The 14523-nt window shown below is 61.6% G+C and carries 16 protein-coding genes; 8 read left to right on the plus strand and 8 right to left on the minus strand.

All coding sequences use genetic code 11. The features are described from left to right. Positions 1 to 20 precede the first annotated feature (20 nt). Complete coding sequence (locus AC07XM_RS27730; RefSeq protein ID WP_156343153.1) at positions 21 to 179, minus strand: hypothetical protein; 159 nt, start codon at positions 177 to 179, stop codon at positions 21 to 23. Positions 180 to 214: 35 nt separating this feature from the next. After that, positions 215 to 1084, minus strand: coding sequence for a DMT family transporter (locus AC07XM_RS27735; RefSeq protein WP_016487720.1), 870 nt, complete (start codon positions 1082 to 1084; stop codon positions 215 to 217). 120 nt (positions 1085 to 1204) lie between these two features. Here AC07XM_RS27735 and AC07XM_RS27740 point away from each other — a divergent pair, with 120 nt between their 5' ends. After that, positions 1205 to 2587, plus strand: coding sequence for an aminotransferase-like domain-containing protein (locus tag AC07XM_RS27740; protein WP_016487721.1), 1383 nt, complete (start codon positions 1205 to 1207; stop codon positions 2585 to 2587). Here the strand turns inward: AC07XM_RS27740 and AC07XM_RS27745 are convergent. Continuing rightward, positions 2584 to 2784 (minus strand): DUF1737 domain-containing protein, encoded by a 201-nt coding sequence (locus AC07XM_RS27745; RefSeq protein ID WP_102690192.1) that lies wholly within the window; start codon positions 2782 to 2784, stop codon positions 2584 to 2586. The two genes, AC07XM_RS27740 and AC07XM_RS27745, sit on opposite strands and share 4 nt — an antisense overlap. A 343-nt stretch (positions 2785 to 3127) precedes the next feature. Between AC07XM_RS27745 and AC07XM_RS27750 the strand changes: the two genes are divergently transcribed. Together AC07XM_RS27750 and AC07XM_RS27755 are read left to right on the plus strand one after the other, a co-directional pair. Continuing rightward, the gene (locus AC07XM_RS27750) at positions 3128 to 4477 is read left to right on the plus strand and encodes an MFS transporter (protein WP_016487723.1); all 1350 of its coding nucleotides are present in this window, start codon (positions 3128 to 3130) and stop codon (positions 4475 to 4477) included. 21 nt (positions 4478 to 4498) lie between these two features. Then, on the plus strand, positions 4499 to 5761 hold the full coding sequence (locus AC07XM_RS27755) for a gallate dioxygenase (protein ID WP_016487724.1): 1263 nt from the start codon (positions 4499 to 4501) through the stop codon (positions 5759 to 5761). A gap of 43 nt (positions 5762 to 5804) precedes the next feature. On the opposite strand, the gene AC07XM_RS27760 is transcribed toward AC07XM_RS27755, so the two are convergent. Then, positions 5805 to 6998, minus strand: coding sequence for a LysR family transcriptional regulator (locus AC07XM_RS27760; RefSeq protein WP_102690193.1), 1194 nt, complete (start codon positions 6996 to 6998; stop codon positions 5805 to 5807). A 118-nt stretch (positions 6999 to 7116) separates the two neighbouring features. Between AC07XM_RS27760 and galB the strand changes: the two genes are divergently transcribed. Genes galB through AC07XM_RS27775 form a run of 3 tightly spaced genes read left to right on the plus strand, consistent with a single transcriptional unit; the run spans position 7117 to position 9694 of the window. Beyond that, positions 7117 to 7893: a 4-oxalmesaconate hydratase gene (gene galB / locus AC07XM_RS27765; RefSeq protein ID WP_146018908.1), complete on the plus strand. Its 777-nt coding sequence runs from the start codon at positions 7117 to 7119 to the stop codon at positions 7891 to 7893. Continuing rightward, complete coding sequence (locus AC07XM_RS27770) at positions 7890 to 8606, plus strand: 4-carboxy-4-hydroxy-2-oxoadipate aldolase/oxaloacetate decarboxylase (protein WP_016487727.1); 717 nt, start codon at positions 7890 to 7892, stop codon at positions 8604 to 8606. Before galB ends, AC07XM_RS27770 begins: the two co-directional genes overlap by 4 nt. Before the next feature lie 2 nt (positions 8607 to 8608). Beyond that, entirely contained in the window at positions 8609 to 9694 is a 1086-nt protein-coding gene (locus AC07XM_RS27775; RefSeq protein WP_102690194.1) for a 4-oxalomesaconate tautomerase, read from the plus strand. A 23-nt stretch (positions 9695 to 9717) separates the two neighbouring features. Here the strand turns inward: AC07XM_RS27775 and AC07XM_RS27780 are convergent, their stop codons facing one another. The 3 genes from AC07XM_RS27780 to AC07XM_RS27790 are packed head-to-tail and all read right to left on the minus strand — an operon-like array spanning position 9718 to position 11170. Further along, complete coding sequence (locus AC07XM_RS27780; RefSeq protein WP_102690195.1) at positions 9718 to 10176, minus strand: DUF3429 domain-containing protein; 459 nt, start codon at positions 10174 to 10176, stop codon at positions 9718 to 9720. 35 nt (positions 10177 to 10211) lie between these two features. Then, positions 10212 to 10772, minus strand: a complete 561-nt coding sequence (gene folE, locus AC07XM_RS27785; RefSeq protein WP_016487730.1) for a GTP cyclohydrolase I FolE — start codon at positions 10770 to 10772, stop codon at positions 10212 to 10214. Then, positions 10757 to 11170 (minus strand): thiol-disulfide oxidoreductase DCC family protein, encoded by a 414-nt coding sequence (locus AC07XM_RS27790; protein WP_060517311.1) that lies wholly within the window; start codon positions 11168 to 11170, stop codon positions 10757 to 10759. The genes folE and AC07XM_RS27790 overlap by 16 nt, the downstream gene beginning before the upstream one ends. A gap of 206 nt (positions 11171 to 11376) precedes the next feature. On the opposite strand from AC07XM_RS27790, the gene AC07XM_RS27795 reads away from it, so the two are divergent. Further along, positions 11377 to 12540, plus strand: a complete 1164-nt coding sequence (locus AC07XM_RS27795) for an AAA family ATPase (protein WP_016487731.1) — start codon at positions 11377 to 11379, stop codon at positions 12538 to 12540. Between the two features lie 151 nt (positions 12541 to 12691). Here the strand turns inward: AC07XM_RS27795 and AC07XM_RS27800 are convergent, their stop codons facing one another. Then, on the minus strand, positions 12692 to 13408 hold the full coding sequence (locus AC07XM_RS27800; RefSeq protein ID WP_016487732.1) for a hypothetical protein: 717 nt from the start codon (positions 13406 to 13408) through the stop codon (positions 12692 to 12694). A gap of 214 nt (positions 13409 to 13622) precedes the next feature. On the opposite strand from AC07XM_RS27800, the gene AC07XM_RS27805 reads away from it, so the two are divergent. Then, positions 13623 to 13802, plus strand: a complete 180-nt coding sequence (locus AC07XM_RS27805; protein ID WP_016487733.1) for a hypothetical protein — start codon at positions 13623 to 13625, stop codon at positions 13800 to 13802. The last annotated feature ends 721 nt before the right edge of the window (positions 13803 to 14523 follow it).

Here is a 14523-nt window from a genome sequence, read left to right on the forward strand (position 1 = left end):
CGAAGACTGAGCGGCTTAGATCACACATTCGGCAAGCGCATGCCGACGACCGCGATGCCAAAGGCCACAGCGACTACTACCACCTGGGCCTGTGCACCGGCGCCCAACGCGATGCCCTGCGCCTGAGCGCAGACTGTGGCTACACCCGGCACAAGCTTGGCATCAAACGGTATGCTCACGGTCTTTGTACAGAGGTATTACGAAGACGCTTCATCTACCGGGCGTATTTCTTGGCCCCGGCAACACAGACGACAGCGCCGAGCGTCACCACAAGCATCATCCAGCTGACGTGTTCATGCAGCAGCAATGCAGCCAGGCCAAGCCCCATGAACGGCTGGAAGAGTTGCAGTTGGCCCACTGCTGCAATGCCACCCTGGACGAGCCCTCGGTACCAGAACACAAAGCCGATCAGCATGCTGAACAGTGAAACGTAGCCGAAGCTGAACCATGCTGGGGCGCTTACCTTGGCGAAGGCATCTAGCGCTGGGAAATTGGCGATTGTCAGCAGCAGCATGAATGGCAATGCCACAATCAATGCCCAACTGATCACCTGCCACCCCCCCAGTGTTCTCGACAGCCGCGCCCCTTCCGCATAACCCAACCCACACACAACCACCGCCGCCATCATCAGCAGATCGCCCACCGCCGACGCCTCTCCCCCATTCATCAACGCGTAGCCAACGACCAGCCCGGCACCTGCGATCGAGAACAACCAGAAACCTGGCCGAGGTCGCTCACCGCCCCGTAAAACGGCAAACCCTGCCGTGCAGAGCGGCAGGAGCCCGACAAAAACAATGGAATGAGCAGAGGTGACGTGCTGCAGCGCCAGTGCAGTCAGTAGCGGGAAACCGATGACAACGCCGAGCGCTGTTATAGCCAATGACGACAAATCTGCACGTTCAGGTCTCGGCTGCCGAAGCACGAGCAGAAAAAGCGCCCCCAACAGGGCGGCAATGGTTGCCCTGGCACAGGTCAGAAACGTGGGCTCGAAGGCCCCCACTGCCACACGGGTTGCCGGCAACGAGCCCGCAAAGATTGCAACGCCTATAAAGCCGTTGATCCACCCGCTTGTTGATTTTTCCATCGTAACCCCTCGATAAACGAGGGTTGAGTACATCACTGACAGGCTCACCAGGGCCACGTACAATCCAATACAGTTAAACCGAACTGTTATGCATGTTAATCCAGCACAGTTGAGGGTGCGATGAAACGTAACGGCACGCGTATTCAAACTGTCATGGGTCAGATCCAGTCCAGGATCGCCGCTCGCACCTACACGCCAGGTGCGAGAATCCCCTCGGTCCGCGCCATGGCCCAGACCATGCAGGTATCGGTATCCACCGTGCTTGAAGCCTATGAGCGATTGATGGCACAGGGTGTACTCAGCTCCCGCCCTGGTTCAGGCTTTTACGTAGCCGGGCCAGTGGCGCCATTGGCACTGACCGACCTTGGCCCCAAGCTTGATCGGGAGGTAGACCCGCTGTGGATCTCGCGCCAGGCCCTTGAAACCTCCAGCGATGCATTGAAGCCAGGGTGCGGGTGGCTACCTCCCTCCTGGATGTACGAAGCTGGCATGCGAAAAGCCCTTCGAACGGTTGCCCGCTCTGATACTGCAAAGTTGACTGAGTACGCTTCCCCCCTTGGGCATCCGCCCCTCAGGCAATTCTTGTCGCGACGACTGGCAGCCGCCGGGATCGAAGCCCCTCTGGAACAGATCATGCTCACGGAGTCCGGCACTCACGCCATTGACCTGGTGTGCCGTTTTCTGCTGGAACCGGGCGACACTGTGCTGGTGGACGACCCCTGCTATTTCAACTTTCACGCATTATTGAAAGCGCACAGGGTGAAGATTGTTGGCGTCCCCTACACAGCCACGGGCCCGGACATCGATGCGTTCGGCGCCGCCCTGCTCGCGCACGCGCCCCGGCTGTACATAACAAATTCCGGCATCCACAACCCCAGCGGAGCCACCCTGTCGCCGGTCACCGCGCACAGGCTGCTAAAACTGGCCGATACCTCTAGCCTCGTGATTGTCGAGGACGACATCTTCGGGGATTTCGAGACCAATCCCGCGCCACGGCTGTCTGCCTTCGATGGCCTCTCTCGTGTCATCCAGATAGGCAGCTTTTCCAAGACCATCTCCGCTTCGGTTCGATGCGGCTACATTGCTGCGCGTGGTGAATGGATCGAGAGCCTGGTCGACCTCAAGATTGCGACTACATTCGGAGGAGGACGGTTGGCCGCGGACATCATCCATCACGCTATTACCGATAGCGGCTACCGAAAACACATGGAGAGTGTGCGCCTTCGGTTGGCCGAGGCAATGGACAAGACAGTAGCGAGGCTTCAGGCCATTGGTATCAAACCCTGGATAATTCCCAAGGCAGGCCTGTACGTCTGGTGCCAACTGCCTCAAGGCAAGGATGCAGCAACCCTGGCCAGAACCTGTCTGAATGACGGGGTAGTGCTAGCGCCCGGAAATGCTTTTAGCCAGTCCATGACTGCGGGTGATTTTCTCCGCTTTAACGTTGCTCAATCGGGTGATGCCAGAATCTACGACGTGTTGAAACGGGCCCTGAGTGGTTAGTCGCCGGCCCCATTCCGTGCCCCAGGCCAGATAACAGCCTGCGCCACGATCACATTTTTGCCATTGAACGTGAGTGCAGGCGAGCCCTGAAGTTGATACCCCAGCTTCAAGGCATCACTGACCCTATGGCAGAAGGAAGCGTCATCGGGGCCAGTCAGCACTCGGTAAATCGGCAGCCCATCCGGTGGTTGAGTCATCTGTTCGGTCCATGCAGAAGTGGTGTGTTTTTCAAGAGTACTGCCAACTGCCAGGCCACCGCTACGCGCCGGTTCACTTCCAACCTGTCCAGACCTTTACAGGCTAGGACGCGGCTAAAGATGCAGACAATAAAGCTGACGTACGCCTTAACGCTACGACGCCCGCGATAAAAAAATTAGATATCTCATTAAAGAAATCCCGCAGGCGCTGCCTGGGCCATGGGATTAGAGTCGCCCTCACGCCGTAGTCCGGCGGGGTGATTGCTGCTGGGCCGTAGCGCTCTGGAAGCCCTACCGCAACCCGGCGCAATTCACACCAATACAAGAACAAAGGTGACCACGCATGCCCAAGCCGCCTGTCGATGCCCCTATCGATGTCAAAGACTGGATCGATAACCGCCCCCTTGCTGCCTACCAGTGGCTGCTCCTGTCGCTGTGCTTCCTGATCGTGCTGTTCGATGGCTTCGACGTCGCCGTCATGGGTTTTATCGCGCCTTCGCTGATGCAGGACTGGGGCCTGTCACGCGCCGCCTTTGGCCCGGTGATGAGTGCCGGCATGGTCGGCCTTGCCATCGGCGCACTGACCGCCGGCCCGTACGCCGACCGGTTGGGCCGCAAGAAAGTGCTGCTGGTTGCGGTCAGCGGTTTCAGCCTGTTGAGCCTGGCCTGCGCCTTCGCCCGCAACCCGTATGAGCTGGCCGTGCTGCGGCTGCTGACCGGCATTGCCCTGGGTGCGGCCATGCCCAACTGCACTACCCTGCTCGCCGAATACCTGCCCACACGCAACCGCTCGCTGATGATCACCATCATGTTCACCGGCTTCAACATGGGCTCGGGCCTGGGCGGTTTTTTGTCCGCCTGGCTGATCCCTCATCACGGCTGGAAATCGGTACTGCTGGCCGGCGGCCTGCTGCCACTGGCCTTGCTGCCCTTGCTGTGGTGGCTGCTGCCAGAGTCCGCCCGCTTCCTTGCTGCACGCCAGGCACCGGCCAGCCAGATTGCGGCAGCCTTGGCCAAACTCGGCGGCCGCTTCGCTGCCGGCACCCGCTTTATCGTCAGTGAGCCAACCACGCAGCACAAGGCGCCGGCCCGGCAGCTGTTCAGCGAGCGCTACCGGTTTGGCACCCTGGCCCTGTGGCTGACCTACTTCATGGGCCTGCTGGTGATCTACCTGACCATGGGCTGGTTGCCGACCCTGCTGCGTGATGGCGGGCTGTCCATCGAGCGCGCCGCCACCATCACCGGCCTGTTCCAGATCGGCGGTGCAGTGGGCGCAATCGTGGTCGGCTGGATCATGGACCGACACAACCCCAACCGCGTCATCGCCATCGCCTACGCCTTGGGCGGCCTTTGCATCGTCTCACTGGGCGCCCTGAGCCTGGAGTCGAGCCTGCTGGTGGTGGGCGTGGCGGCTGCCGGGTTCTGCATGAGCGGCGCGCAGACCGGCCTTAACGCCTTCGCCCCTGGCTACTACCCGACCGAGTTCCGCGCCACAGGTGTAAGCTGGATGCTCGGTATCGGGCGCTTCGGGGCCATTTTCGGCTCCCTCATCGGTGGTGCCGTGCTCAGCCTGGGGCTGGGCCTGCCGCTGCTGTTCACCCTCCTCGGCCTGCCGGCATTCGCCGCCGCCCTGGCGATCCTGGCCAACGGCCACGCCCGGCTGCGCGCGACACCCGCAGTAACCGCGCCGTAACCTGTAAAAGAGGACCTTCACATGGCTCGTATCATTGGTGGCCTGGCCGTCTCCCATACCCCAACCATCGGCTTCGCAGTCGACCACGACAAACAGGAAGAAGCCGCCTGGGCGCCGATCTTCGAAAGCTTCGAGCCGATTCGCACGTGGTTGCAGCAGCGCCAGCCGGACGTACTCTTCTACATCTTCAACGACCACGTCACCTCGTTCTTCTTTGATCATTACAGTGCCTTCACCCTGGGTGTAGACGAGCAATATGGCGTGGCCGATGAAGGGGGCAACCCACGGGACCTGCCGCCAGTAGGCGGCCATGCGGCGCTATCACGGCACATCGGCCAGAGCCTGATGGCCGATGAGTTCGACATGAGCTTTTTCCGCGACAAGCCGCTGGACCACGGATTCTTCTCGCCCATGTCGGCGCTACTGCCCTGTGATGAAAGCTGGCCCGTACAGATCGTGCCGCTGCAGGTCGGCGTACTCCAACTGCCGATACCCACGGCGCGGCGCTGCTACAAACTGGGCCAGGCGCTGCGCCGCGCCATCGAGAGCTACCCCGAGGACCTCAAGGTGGCGATCGTCGCCACCGGCGGGGTGTCGCACCAGGTGCATGGCGAGCGTTGCGGCTTCAACAACCCGGAGTGGGACGCGCAGTTCCTTGACCTGCTGGTAAATGACCCGCAGCGCCTTACCGAGATGACGCTGGCCGAGTACGCCACGCTCGGGGGCATGGAAGGCGCCGAGGTGATCACCTGGCTGATCATGCGCGGCGCGTTGTCTGCCAATGTTGAGCGCAAGCACCAAAGCTACTACCTGCCGTCGATGACCGGCATCGCCACCCTGCTGCTGGAAAACCGCGACCAGGCGCTGCCGGCGCCGGTCAACGAACGCCACCGCCAGCACATGCAGCATCAGCTGGCTGGGGCGCAGCAGCTTGAAGGCACCTACCCCTACACCCTGGAGCGCAGTGCCAAAGGCTACCGCCTGAACAAGTTCTTGCATCGCATGATCGAGCCGCACTGGCGCCAGCGCTTCCTCAGCGAGCCCGAAGCGCTGTACAGCGAGGCAGGCCTGAGCGAAGAAGAAAGCGACTTGCTGCGCCGCCGCGACTGGCGTGGGCTGATCCACTACGGGGTGATCTTCTTCGTGCTGGAGAAGCTGGGCGCCGTGCTGGGTGTGTCCAACCTGGATATTTACGCCGCCATGCGCGGGCAGAGCATCGAAGACTTCATGAAAACCCGTAACCAGCAGGTTCGCTACTCGGTGGCCGGCAAAGCGCCCAACTGACCGATGCAGCCCGCTGAGCCTGCTACAAGGCACCCTCCTGGGCTTACGCCTGCTCAGTGATGACCTGGCGGATACAAGCCATTAGCGCAACCGCCGCCGGCGATTGCAGGCAGCCGCTGCGCTGAATCAGGCCGATGGCGCGGGCGGTACCGGGCAGGGCCAGCGGCAGGCGTTGCAGTTCGCCGCTGGCAATCTCGTAGGCCAGCTGGTGCGCAGACACCGCTGCCAGCATGTCCGAACGCACCAACAGGCCACGGATAACCGCCAGATCAGCGCTTTCCACCACCGGCCACGGCGCTGCCAGGCCGGCGGCGGCAAAGCAGTTGTCCAGCAGCTGGCGCGCAGGCGAGCCGGCCCGCGGCAACACCCAGCGCGCCTGGTGCACGCCCTGGAGCGTCAGGTGGGTGTGCAACAGCGGGTGCCCCCGACGCGCCAGCAGCACCATTTCCTCGTTGATGAGCGGCTCGCCCACCAGGTCGCTGGCATAGTCGTAAGGCCGCAAGGCGCCCAGCACAAAATCCACATCCCCTACCCGCAGCTCGGTTGCCAGCAGGTCGAACGGGCTTTCGTTGGTCACCACCCGAACCTGGGGATGGTGGGCAGTGAAGCGTAAAATGGCATCCGGCAGAATGCGCGAGCGGCCCAATGGTAACGCGCCCACGTGCACCACCCCACGCAGGGTGCCTTGCATCGCGCTGAGGTCACTGTCCAACAGGCGCAACTCGTTCAGCGCCCGGCGTATGGGGAACAGAATGTCCCGGCTGGCCACAGTGGGCTGCAGGCCGCGCGACGTACGCACGAACAAGGGCTGCCCGCACCCGCCTTCGAGCACCTTCAAAGCAGCACTGACGGCCGGCTGGCTAAGGCCGAAGTGCCTCGCCACGGTTTGCATGTGCCGTGTTTCACAAAGTTTCACGAACACCTGCAGGCGCCGCGCCTGAAACAGGTAGAGGGGCTCGCCCTGCGCGGTGCCCAGCAAACTCGGCACGCCGTCCAGTTCCGCCAACACCCGCTGTGCACGCGGCAGCAGGCACTCGCCGTAGTCGGTCAGGCGCATGCCATTGGCATGGCGCTCGAACAGGGGCACGGCAAAGCGCGCCTCCAACTCGGCAATGGCGCGGGTGACCACGGACTGAGCACGGAACAACACCTGCGTCGCCCGCGACACGCTGCCCAGCTCGGCTACCCGGATGAACGCGCGTACTTGCATCAGGTTGGGCAGTTCGACGTCGATCATGAAGGTTCCCCGGCGCTCGGCTCGTGACTGCGGCGACTATGCCTCTACCCCGCTTGCCCGGCAATAAATAAAACGCATAGCCGTTGCAAATGAATGCATTAGTGCCCTGCACAGGCCAATGACATCCTGCGCCAACCCCCACTGCAGGAGCCAACAAGCAATGAATACCCCACAAAAATCCGCCCTGGTGGTCAGCGCACATTCGGCCGACTTTGTCTGGCGTGCCGGTGGCGCCATTGCGCTGCACGCCGAGCAAGGCTATGCCATGCACGTGGTTTGCCTGTCTTTCGGTGAGCGTGGTGAGTCTGCCAAGCTGTGGCGCAAGGGTGAAATGAACGAAGCCAAGGTCAAGGACGCCCGCCGTGAAGAGGCCATGGCGGCGGCCGAAATCCTCGGTGCCAGCGTGGAGTTCTTTGACATCGGCGACTACCCGATGCGCGCCGACAAGGACACCCTGTTCCGCCTGGCCGATGTGTATCGCCGGGTCCAACCGGAGTTCGTGCTCAGCCACTCCCTTAAAGACCCCTACAACTACGACCACCCGCTGGCCATGCACCTGGCCCAGGAAGCCCGCATTATCGCGCAGGCTGAAGGCTACAAGCCGGGCGAGAAGATCGTGGGCGCACCGCCGGTGTACGCCTTTGAGCCGCACCAGCCCGAACAGTGTGAATGGCGCCCGGACACCTTCCTGGACATCACCTCGGTGTGGGACAAAAAGTATGCCGCCATCCAGTGCATGGCCGGCCAGGAACACCTCTGGGAGTACTACACCCGCGTGGCCCTGCAGCGCGGCGTGCAGGCCAAGCGCAACGTGGGCATCGCCAGTGCACGCAACATCGTCTACGCCGAAGGCCTGCAGAGCGTGTTCCCGCGTGTGACGGAGAACCTGGCATGAGCGGGCTGATCGGCAAGACCGGCATCGTGGTGCGTAATATCCCGCGCGTTGAGCCACACATGATTGATGCCCTGGGCCGGCTGGGTGTCGCCACGGTGCATGAGGCCCAAGGTCGCAAGGGGCTGCTCAACACTGCCGTGCGCCCCATCCAGCAGGGTGTGACCGTGGCCGGCAGCGCGGTAACCGTGCTGGTGGCCCCTGGCGACAACTGGATGTTCCATGTTGCCGTGGAGCAGTGCCGCCCGGGCGACGTGCTGGTGGTGGCGCCCAGTTCGCCGTGCAGCGATGGCTATTTCGGCGACCTGCTGGCGACCTCGCTCCAGGCCCGCGGCGTGCGCGGCCTGGTGATCGATGCGGGCGTGCGCGACAGCCAGACACTGCGCGACATGGGCTTTGCCGTGTGGTCCCGCGCCATCAACGCCCAGGGCACCGTGAAGGAAGTGCTGGGCTCGGTGAACCTGCCACTGCTGTGTGCCGGGCAGCTGGTAAAGGCCGGTGACATCGTGGTGGCCGATGACGACGGTGTCGTGGTGGTGCGCCATGGCGAAGCCCAGGCGGTACTCGATGCCGCCACCCAGCGCGCCGACCTGGAAGAACGCAAACGCCAGCGCCTGGCCGCCGGCGAGCTTGGCCTGGATATTTATGAGATGCGACCGCGCCTGGCGGCGAAGGGTTTGCATTATGTCGACCACCTCACAGACCTGGAAGGCTGAACATGGGCCAGACCCGCCTCCCCTGCCTGCTGATGCGCGGCGGCACCTCCAAGGGCGCCTATTTTCTGTATGACGATCTACCCGCCCCTGGCCCGCTGCGTGACCGGGTGCTGCTGGCGGTGATGGGCTCGCCCAATGCCCGGCAGATTGACGGCATCGGCGGCGCCGACTCGCTCACCAGCAAAGTCGCCATCATCCGCGCCTCGCAGCGCGATGACGCCGACGTCGACTACCTGTTCGCTCAGGTGGTGGTGGACGAGGCACGGGTGGACTATGGGCAGAACTGCGGCAACATCCTGGCCGGCGTAGGGCCGTTCGCCCTCGAGCGCGGCCTGGTGACCGCCAGCGGCGCGAGCACACCGGTGCGCATCTTCATGGAAAACACCGGGCAGATCGCCATCGCCCAGGTGCCGACCACCGATGGCCAAGTGGAGTACGCCGGCGATACCCACATTGATGGGGTGCCGGGCCGGGCGGCGGCGCTGGTGGTGACGTTTGCCGACGTGGCCGGCGCCAGCTGCGGAGCCCTGCTGCCCACCGGCAACAGCCGCGACCGTGTCGATGGCCTGGAAGTCACCTGCATCGACAACGGCATGCCGGTAGTGCTGCTGCGTGCCGAAGACATCGGCGTGACGGGCTACGAGCCTTGCGAAACGCTGGAGGCCGACAGCGCCCTGAAAACACGCCTGGAGGCTATCCGCCTGCAACTGGGCCCACGCATGAACCTGGGTGATGTGAGCCAGCGTAATGTGCCGAAAATGTGCCTGCTGTCGGCACCGCGCAACGGCGGCACGGTCAATACGCGCTCGTTCATCCCGCACCGTTGCCATGCGTCCATCGGGGTGTTTGGTGCGGTGAGTGTCGCTACGGCCTGCTTGATTGAAGGGTCGGTTGCACAGGGCCTTGCCCGCACGCCAGGCGGTGATCGTCAGCGTTTGGCGGTGGAGCATCCGAGTGGGGAATTTACGGTGGAAATCAGCCTGGAACATGGCGTGATCAAGGGGTGCGGGTTGGTGAGAACGGCGCGTTTGTTATTTGACGGGGTTGTGTGCATCGGGACAGATATTTGGGGTGGGCCGGAGAAGTGACTCATCAAGGGTGGCTTGGGGTTTCAAAAATGAAGGGATACCGCAAGTCCACTGATCAGCAAACAGAGGCTCGCTACAGCAGTGAGCTGCACGCGCATCGGCAGATACCACCCAGGCACCGCTTGCGCCAGTTTGTGGTCCTGCCAAAGATGGCCGATAAAACCAAAGGTCAACACCAGACACCCCAATGGCACAGGCAGCAACGTGCCAACCCAACCGATCAGGGCCGGTATGACACTCCACACCAGTCGCTCTTGACGCTGCTTCGCGGGCAACCCCTGCAACGTCATGGCGAACCCCCAGTGCAGGGCACCGACGAAGCTCAATATCACCGCGCCATAGCCCACCAGCATCATCGAGAAAAACGGTCGATATTCAGCCCCAAAAAAGATGAGCAACGTCAAACCAATAAACGGCAGCAGACCGCCGTACCCCAGGACAGCGAAGCGGCTTGGAGATAAAGCAGTAGCATCGGTATTCATCTGGGCGCCCCTTCGCAGCGGTTCAGGACCGGGTGTCAATTGTGTCGTCCAATGAGGTTAAGGAATTCGTGCCGCGTCGACGGGGCGTCGCGAAATTCACCTAACATCACGGATGTCATCATCACCGAGTTCTGCTTCTCTACACCGCGCATCATCATGCACATATGCTTGGCTTCGATCACGACCGCTACCCCTGCGGCATCTGTGACCTCCTGCACGGCATACGCAATTTGCCGCGTGAGATTTTCCTGTATCTGTAAACGACGGGCGAACATGTCCACAACGCGTGCAACCTTGGAAAGCCCTAACACGCGCCCTGTTGGCAGGTACGCGACATGCGCCTTGCCAATGAATGGCAACAGGTGGTGTTCGCACAAGGAGTAGAGTTCGATGTCCCGCACCACAATCATTTCATCGTTTTCACTCTCGAACAAAGCACCGTTCACGACCTCGTGAAGATTCTGCGCATACCCGTTGCACAGGTACTGCATCGCTTTAGCCGCACGCTGGGGTGTGTCCAGGAGCCCTTCGCGCTGGGGGTTTTCACCAATACCGACCAGGATTTCATGATAGTGCTCGGCTAACGAATGTGACATTTGGACTCCTCACCGCTACAGCGGTGCCCGCCAGCGGGATGTGGTAGCCAGGCCAAGTGTGGCCTCAAACGGCAGAACAGTCTGTAAAGCACCGAAAACAGGGGACGTAGCGGACGCCAGGCCAGTGGCGCGACCCACATGCCCACATCGGCAGCACGCCAACTCCACAAGGTGGCGTCCAAGCCTGTAACCCAGTGCCCGCTCGCGAACCTTCCATGCAGGCACGACCTCAGTTGCTCAACCGTCAAGCCCAATGCTGACGGATCGAAATCGTCATCACTGATGTCCACCAGGATGAGCTTTGCCCCGGTCGATTGCCTGCGCAGAAAGGCTATCTCCCGAGCGCACAATGGGCAGGCGCCGTCAAAGTACAGCGTGAAGGGCCACTTGCAAGACATGTACAACCTCTCATGCTTGTACAGGTTTTTGTACAAGTTAGCCGAAACCAGGAATTTCGCAATGGCCGTGACAACTTTCGGTGACGGCAGCCAAGCGGAACGGCTTTTGATGGGTGCATGCCCCTCCCCCGCAGCCGTGTTGAGCGGTAGTAAGCCAGGTGCAGTTCGGCCACAATCGCTCACTCAGTCAAGCTGGGACGCACCGCATGCTCACCACCCTCGCCATCGGCAACTACCGCTCGATCAACCACCTTGTGTTGCCGTTAGGCCAACTCAACCTGGTGACCGGTGCCAACGGCAGCGGCAAATCCAACCTGTACAAAGCCCTGCGCCTGCTGGCCGAAACCGCCCAGGGCGGCGTGATCGAAGCCCTGGCCCGTGAAGGCGGGCTGGATTCGACCTGGTGGGCTGGCCCGGAAACCAGCGCACGGATGAGGCGCGGCGAAGTGCCCATCCAAGGCCAGCACCCGAGCGAAGCCAGGCGCCTGCGCCTGGGCTTTGCCACCGAGCATTTCGGTTTTGCCATCTCCCTCGGCCTGCCGATTCCCCTGCCGTATCCAACCGCGTTCATGCTCGACCCTGAGATAAAGTGCGAGGCCATCTGGGGCGCTGGCGCCTACCGGCCCGCTTCATTGCTGGTCGAGCGCAAGAACGCCCTGGTGCGCGCCCGCGAGGGCCGCAGCTGGGCGGTGCTCGATCAGCATGCCGACAGCGGCGAAAGCTTCTTCAACATCGTCGGCCGGCCCCGCCAGGCGCCAGAGATTGGTGAGCTGCGCGCGTTCATCAACAGCTGGCGGTTCTACGACCACTTTCGCATCGACCGCGACGCGCCTTGCCGACAGCCACAGCTGGGTACCCGGTCGCCAGTGTTGCATCACGACGGCCGCAACCTCGCTTCGGCGCTGCAGACCATTATCGAGATAGGTGATGTCGAAGACCTGGTAGCGGCGCTGGACGACGCGTTTCCCGGCAGCCGCCTGGCGATCGATGCACCGCCGGGCGGGCTGTTCAGCGTGCGGCTACACCAGCATGGGCTGCTGCGCCCGTTAGGGGCTGCTGAATTATCGGATGGCACCTTGAGGTACCTGTTGCTGATGGCGGCGCTGCTGACACCACGCCCGCCGTCACTGATGGTGCTGAACGAACCGGAAACCAGCCTGCATGCCGACCTGCTCCCTGCGCTTGCCCGCCTGATCATCCGCGCTTCGCAACGTAGCCAGGTGTGGGTGGTGTCGCACAGCAAGCCGCTGATCGACGCATTGACCGCGTGCGACGGGTGCAATGTGCTGGAGCTTGAGAAGCACCACGGGCAAACGCAGTTGCGAGGGGTGGGTTTGCTGGACGAGCCCCTGTGGCGGTGGGTTGACTGACCACGGCTGCCCAAGCCTCAAGCCCCAAAAGCAAGCCATGCACCGCACCTGTAGGAGCTGGCTTGCCTGCGATGGGCCGCAAAGCGGCCCCATTGGCCATAGCTGGCCGACCTCAGGCCCGGCCCCACCCCGGCCCATTTCGGAAATACCCTTAAGGCCTCATCAGCGGCTCAATCCCAATCCATTTCTTCACCGGGTGATAGCAGAGCTTCAGCGGCGGAATCTGCACCTTACGGCCCTGCACATCCAGTGCCCCCAGATGAATCGTCCATTTGGAATCCGCATCAAACTTGTCCGTCTGGAAGATCACATACGCCGAGCCATAGCGCTTGTTGTTGGTCATCCTGGGAATCATCCGATGCACTTCATCGCTGTTGATGTCGTACGGCGATCGCCGGGCGGTCTTCTCATTTACCAACGGAAAGTCGTAGGTCTCGTTAACGCCCACGTACACCTCGGGCCGTGCATTCAGGCGCGAACCGTCTTCGAAGGTGATGTAAGCCTGGCGGCTGTCGTACAACACCGGTATCGGGGGCTCGCCACGCTTGGAATCAGTCGACGGGCGCTGACGGTCTTTGTTGTAGGCGACCATTTGCACATAAAATTCCTGCCGCGAGTACTTCTCGCCCGGGTACTGCACGTACAAGGCTTGCTTGTAGGGCTTTTCGCCCCATAGGGCGGCGTGGTCGTAGAGGTAGGTTTCCAGGTAAAGCGTGGTCTCACCCTGCGGCCCTGGCACCTTGAACTGGAACTGGGATTCGCAGAGGTCCGCGTAGGCGGCACGCTCGCGTTTCCAAGGGACGCAAGCGGTTAACGAAGCCACTGCCAGCAGTAGGATGAGAGAGGTGGTCCGTTTCAGGTTATTCATGACCTGCCCTGGTCGAGATGAGAGTGGATCAGTTTCGAGCGCCGAACGGCGGAAGTCCATGCTGCCCCTTTGCTATTATCGCGCTACAGACAGCAGACCTTGCAGCCGCTGGGGATGTGACCACAAAGCCGGTAGCAGATTTGCTAAGATCGCGGCATTTCCGCTGGGTGACCGCATCCTCACCCAAGCCATTTGCAGCCTGCTGGAAGACCCGATGAACAAATTGATCCTGCCTTTCGCCATCTTCGTTAGCGTCCTACTCACTGGAAAAATCGCCGAGCATTACGGCCTGGAGGGCAGCTGGAAAATCGGCCTGCTGTGCCTCGTGGCAGCTGCCGTCCAGATCGCTGTTACCCGTTTTCAGCGCTACCAGCGGCACAAAGCCCAGCTATAAAGGGCGCGGGGCCCCGCTAACGTCGCTGGTTGCTCACATTCTGGGGACTTTTCTTTCACCCAATTTTCACAGTGGCTTGGGCAGTATCAAGCTATCCCTACGTGATAGTACTTAGCCCGCCTCGGCGGGCTTTCTTTTGCCCGCCTGTTTCCTGTCGACGTCTTGAGGAACGGCAGCGGGTCGAAAAATCAGAAATAACCCCTTCCTTGTAGGCCATTTCCCAAAGATACTCCTCGCGCCTGTTTTTCGTTGCACATGGAAATAGTCAGCCCTAGTCTCGACCGGTCGCTGCCAATTCAGCGACCGGTTTTGACAGACCGTCGATTGTTGTCCGTGTGCAAACGCTTATGGCGGCTGTACGTGCGGGCACCCTCGTGTGCGCCGAGTGCCAACAATCTCGGTCTGTCAACCCGCGTACAGCTGCCACCCTCCCGTTTGACAGCGAAGTGGATAGCAGCTCAACCATTGTTGGAGCGTAAGCATGCTGAAGATAGTCCCAGATCCACCCCAAAATACTCTCTGCCTTGAAGACACCCTCATCCAAGCCACGGACTACGCGCTATGCGCGGCGACCGTTGTGCATCAGGCAATGCTGCTACAGCCCAAGTCACCAGCGTCGATTCTGATGATGGCCTCGATGCATGGTAAGGGATCCATCATCCCCACATTCCAACCGTCCACCTGATTCCCGATGCTGTGCTCCCGATTTCTTTCTGGAGCC

The sequence above is a fragment of the Pseudomonas sp. GW460-LB5 genome, from assembly GCF_059423245.1.

What these genes read in the sequence shown, in the direction of transcription:
- AC07XM_RS27805 (WP_016487733.1), top strand. Translation starts at nt 13,623, where the DNA reads ATGAACAAATTGATCCTGCCTTTCGCCATCTTCGTTAGCGTCCTACTC.
- AC07XM_RS27755 (WP_016487724.1), top strand. Translation starts at nt 4,499, where the DNA reads ATGGCTCGTATCATTGGTGGCCTGGCCGTCTCCCATACCCCAACCATC.
- AC07XM_RS27780 (WP_102690195.1), bottom strand. Translation starts at nt 10,176, where the DNA reads ATGAATACCGATGCTACTGCTTTATCTCCAAGCCGCTTCGCTGTCCTG.
- AC07XM_RS27760 (WP_102690193.1), bottom strand. Translation starts at nt 6,998, where the DNA reads ATGATCGACGTCGAACTGCCCAACCTGATGCAAGTACGCGCGTTCATC.
- AC07XM_RS27790 (WP_060517311.1), bottom strand. Translation starts at nt 11,170, where the DNA reads ATGTCTTGCAAGTGGCCCTTCACGCTGTACTTTGACGGCGCCTGCCCA.
- AC07XM_RS27735 (WP_016487720.1), bottom strand. Translation starts at nt 1,084, where the DNA reads ATGGAAAAATCAACAAGCGGGTGGATCAACGGCTTTATAGGCGTTGCA.
- AC07XM_RS27800 (WP_016487732.1), bottom strand. Translation starts at nt 13,408, where the DNA reads ATGAATAACCTGAAACGGACCACCTCTCTCATCCTACTGCTGGCAGTG.
- AC07XM_RS27745 (WP_102690192.1), bottom strand. Translation starts at nt 2,784, where the DNA reads ATGACTCAACCACCGGATGGGCTGCCGATTTACCGAGTGCTGACTGGC.
- AC07XM_RS27795 (WP_016487731.1), top strand. Translation starts at nt 11,377, where the DNA reads ATGCTCACCACCCTCGCCATCGGCAACTACCGCTCGATCAACCACCTT.
- AC07XM_RS27775 (WP_102690194.1), top strand. Translation starts at nt 8,609, where the DNA reads ATGGGCCAGACCCGCCTCCCCTGCCTGCTGATGCGCGGCGGCACCTCC.
- folE (WP_016487730.1), bottom strand. Translation starts at nt 10,772, where the DNA reads ATGTCACATTCGTTAGCCGAGCACTATCATGAAATCCTGGTCGGTATT.
- AC07XM_RS27770 (WP_016487727.1), top strand. Translation starts at nt 7,890, where the DNA reads ATGAGCGGGCTGATCGGCAAGACCGGCATCGTGGTGCGTAATATCCCG.
- AC07XM_RS27740 (WP_016487721.1), top strand. Translation starts at nt 1,205, where the DNA reads ATGAAACGTAACGGCACGCGTATTCAAACTGTCATGGGTCAGATCCAG.
- AC07XM_RS27750 (WP_016487723.1), top strand. Translation starts at nt 3,128, where the DNA reads ATGCCCAAGCCGCCTGTCGATGCCCCTATCGATGTCAAAGACTGGATC.
- galB (WP_146018908.1), top strand. Translation starts at nt 7,117, where the DNA reads ATGACATCCTGCGCCAACCCCCACTGCAGGAGCCAACAAGCAATGAAT.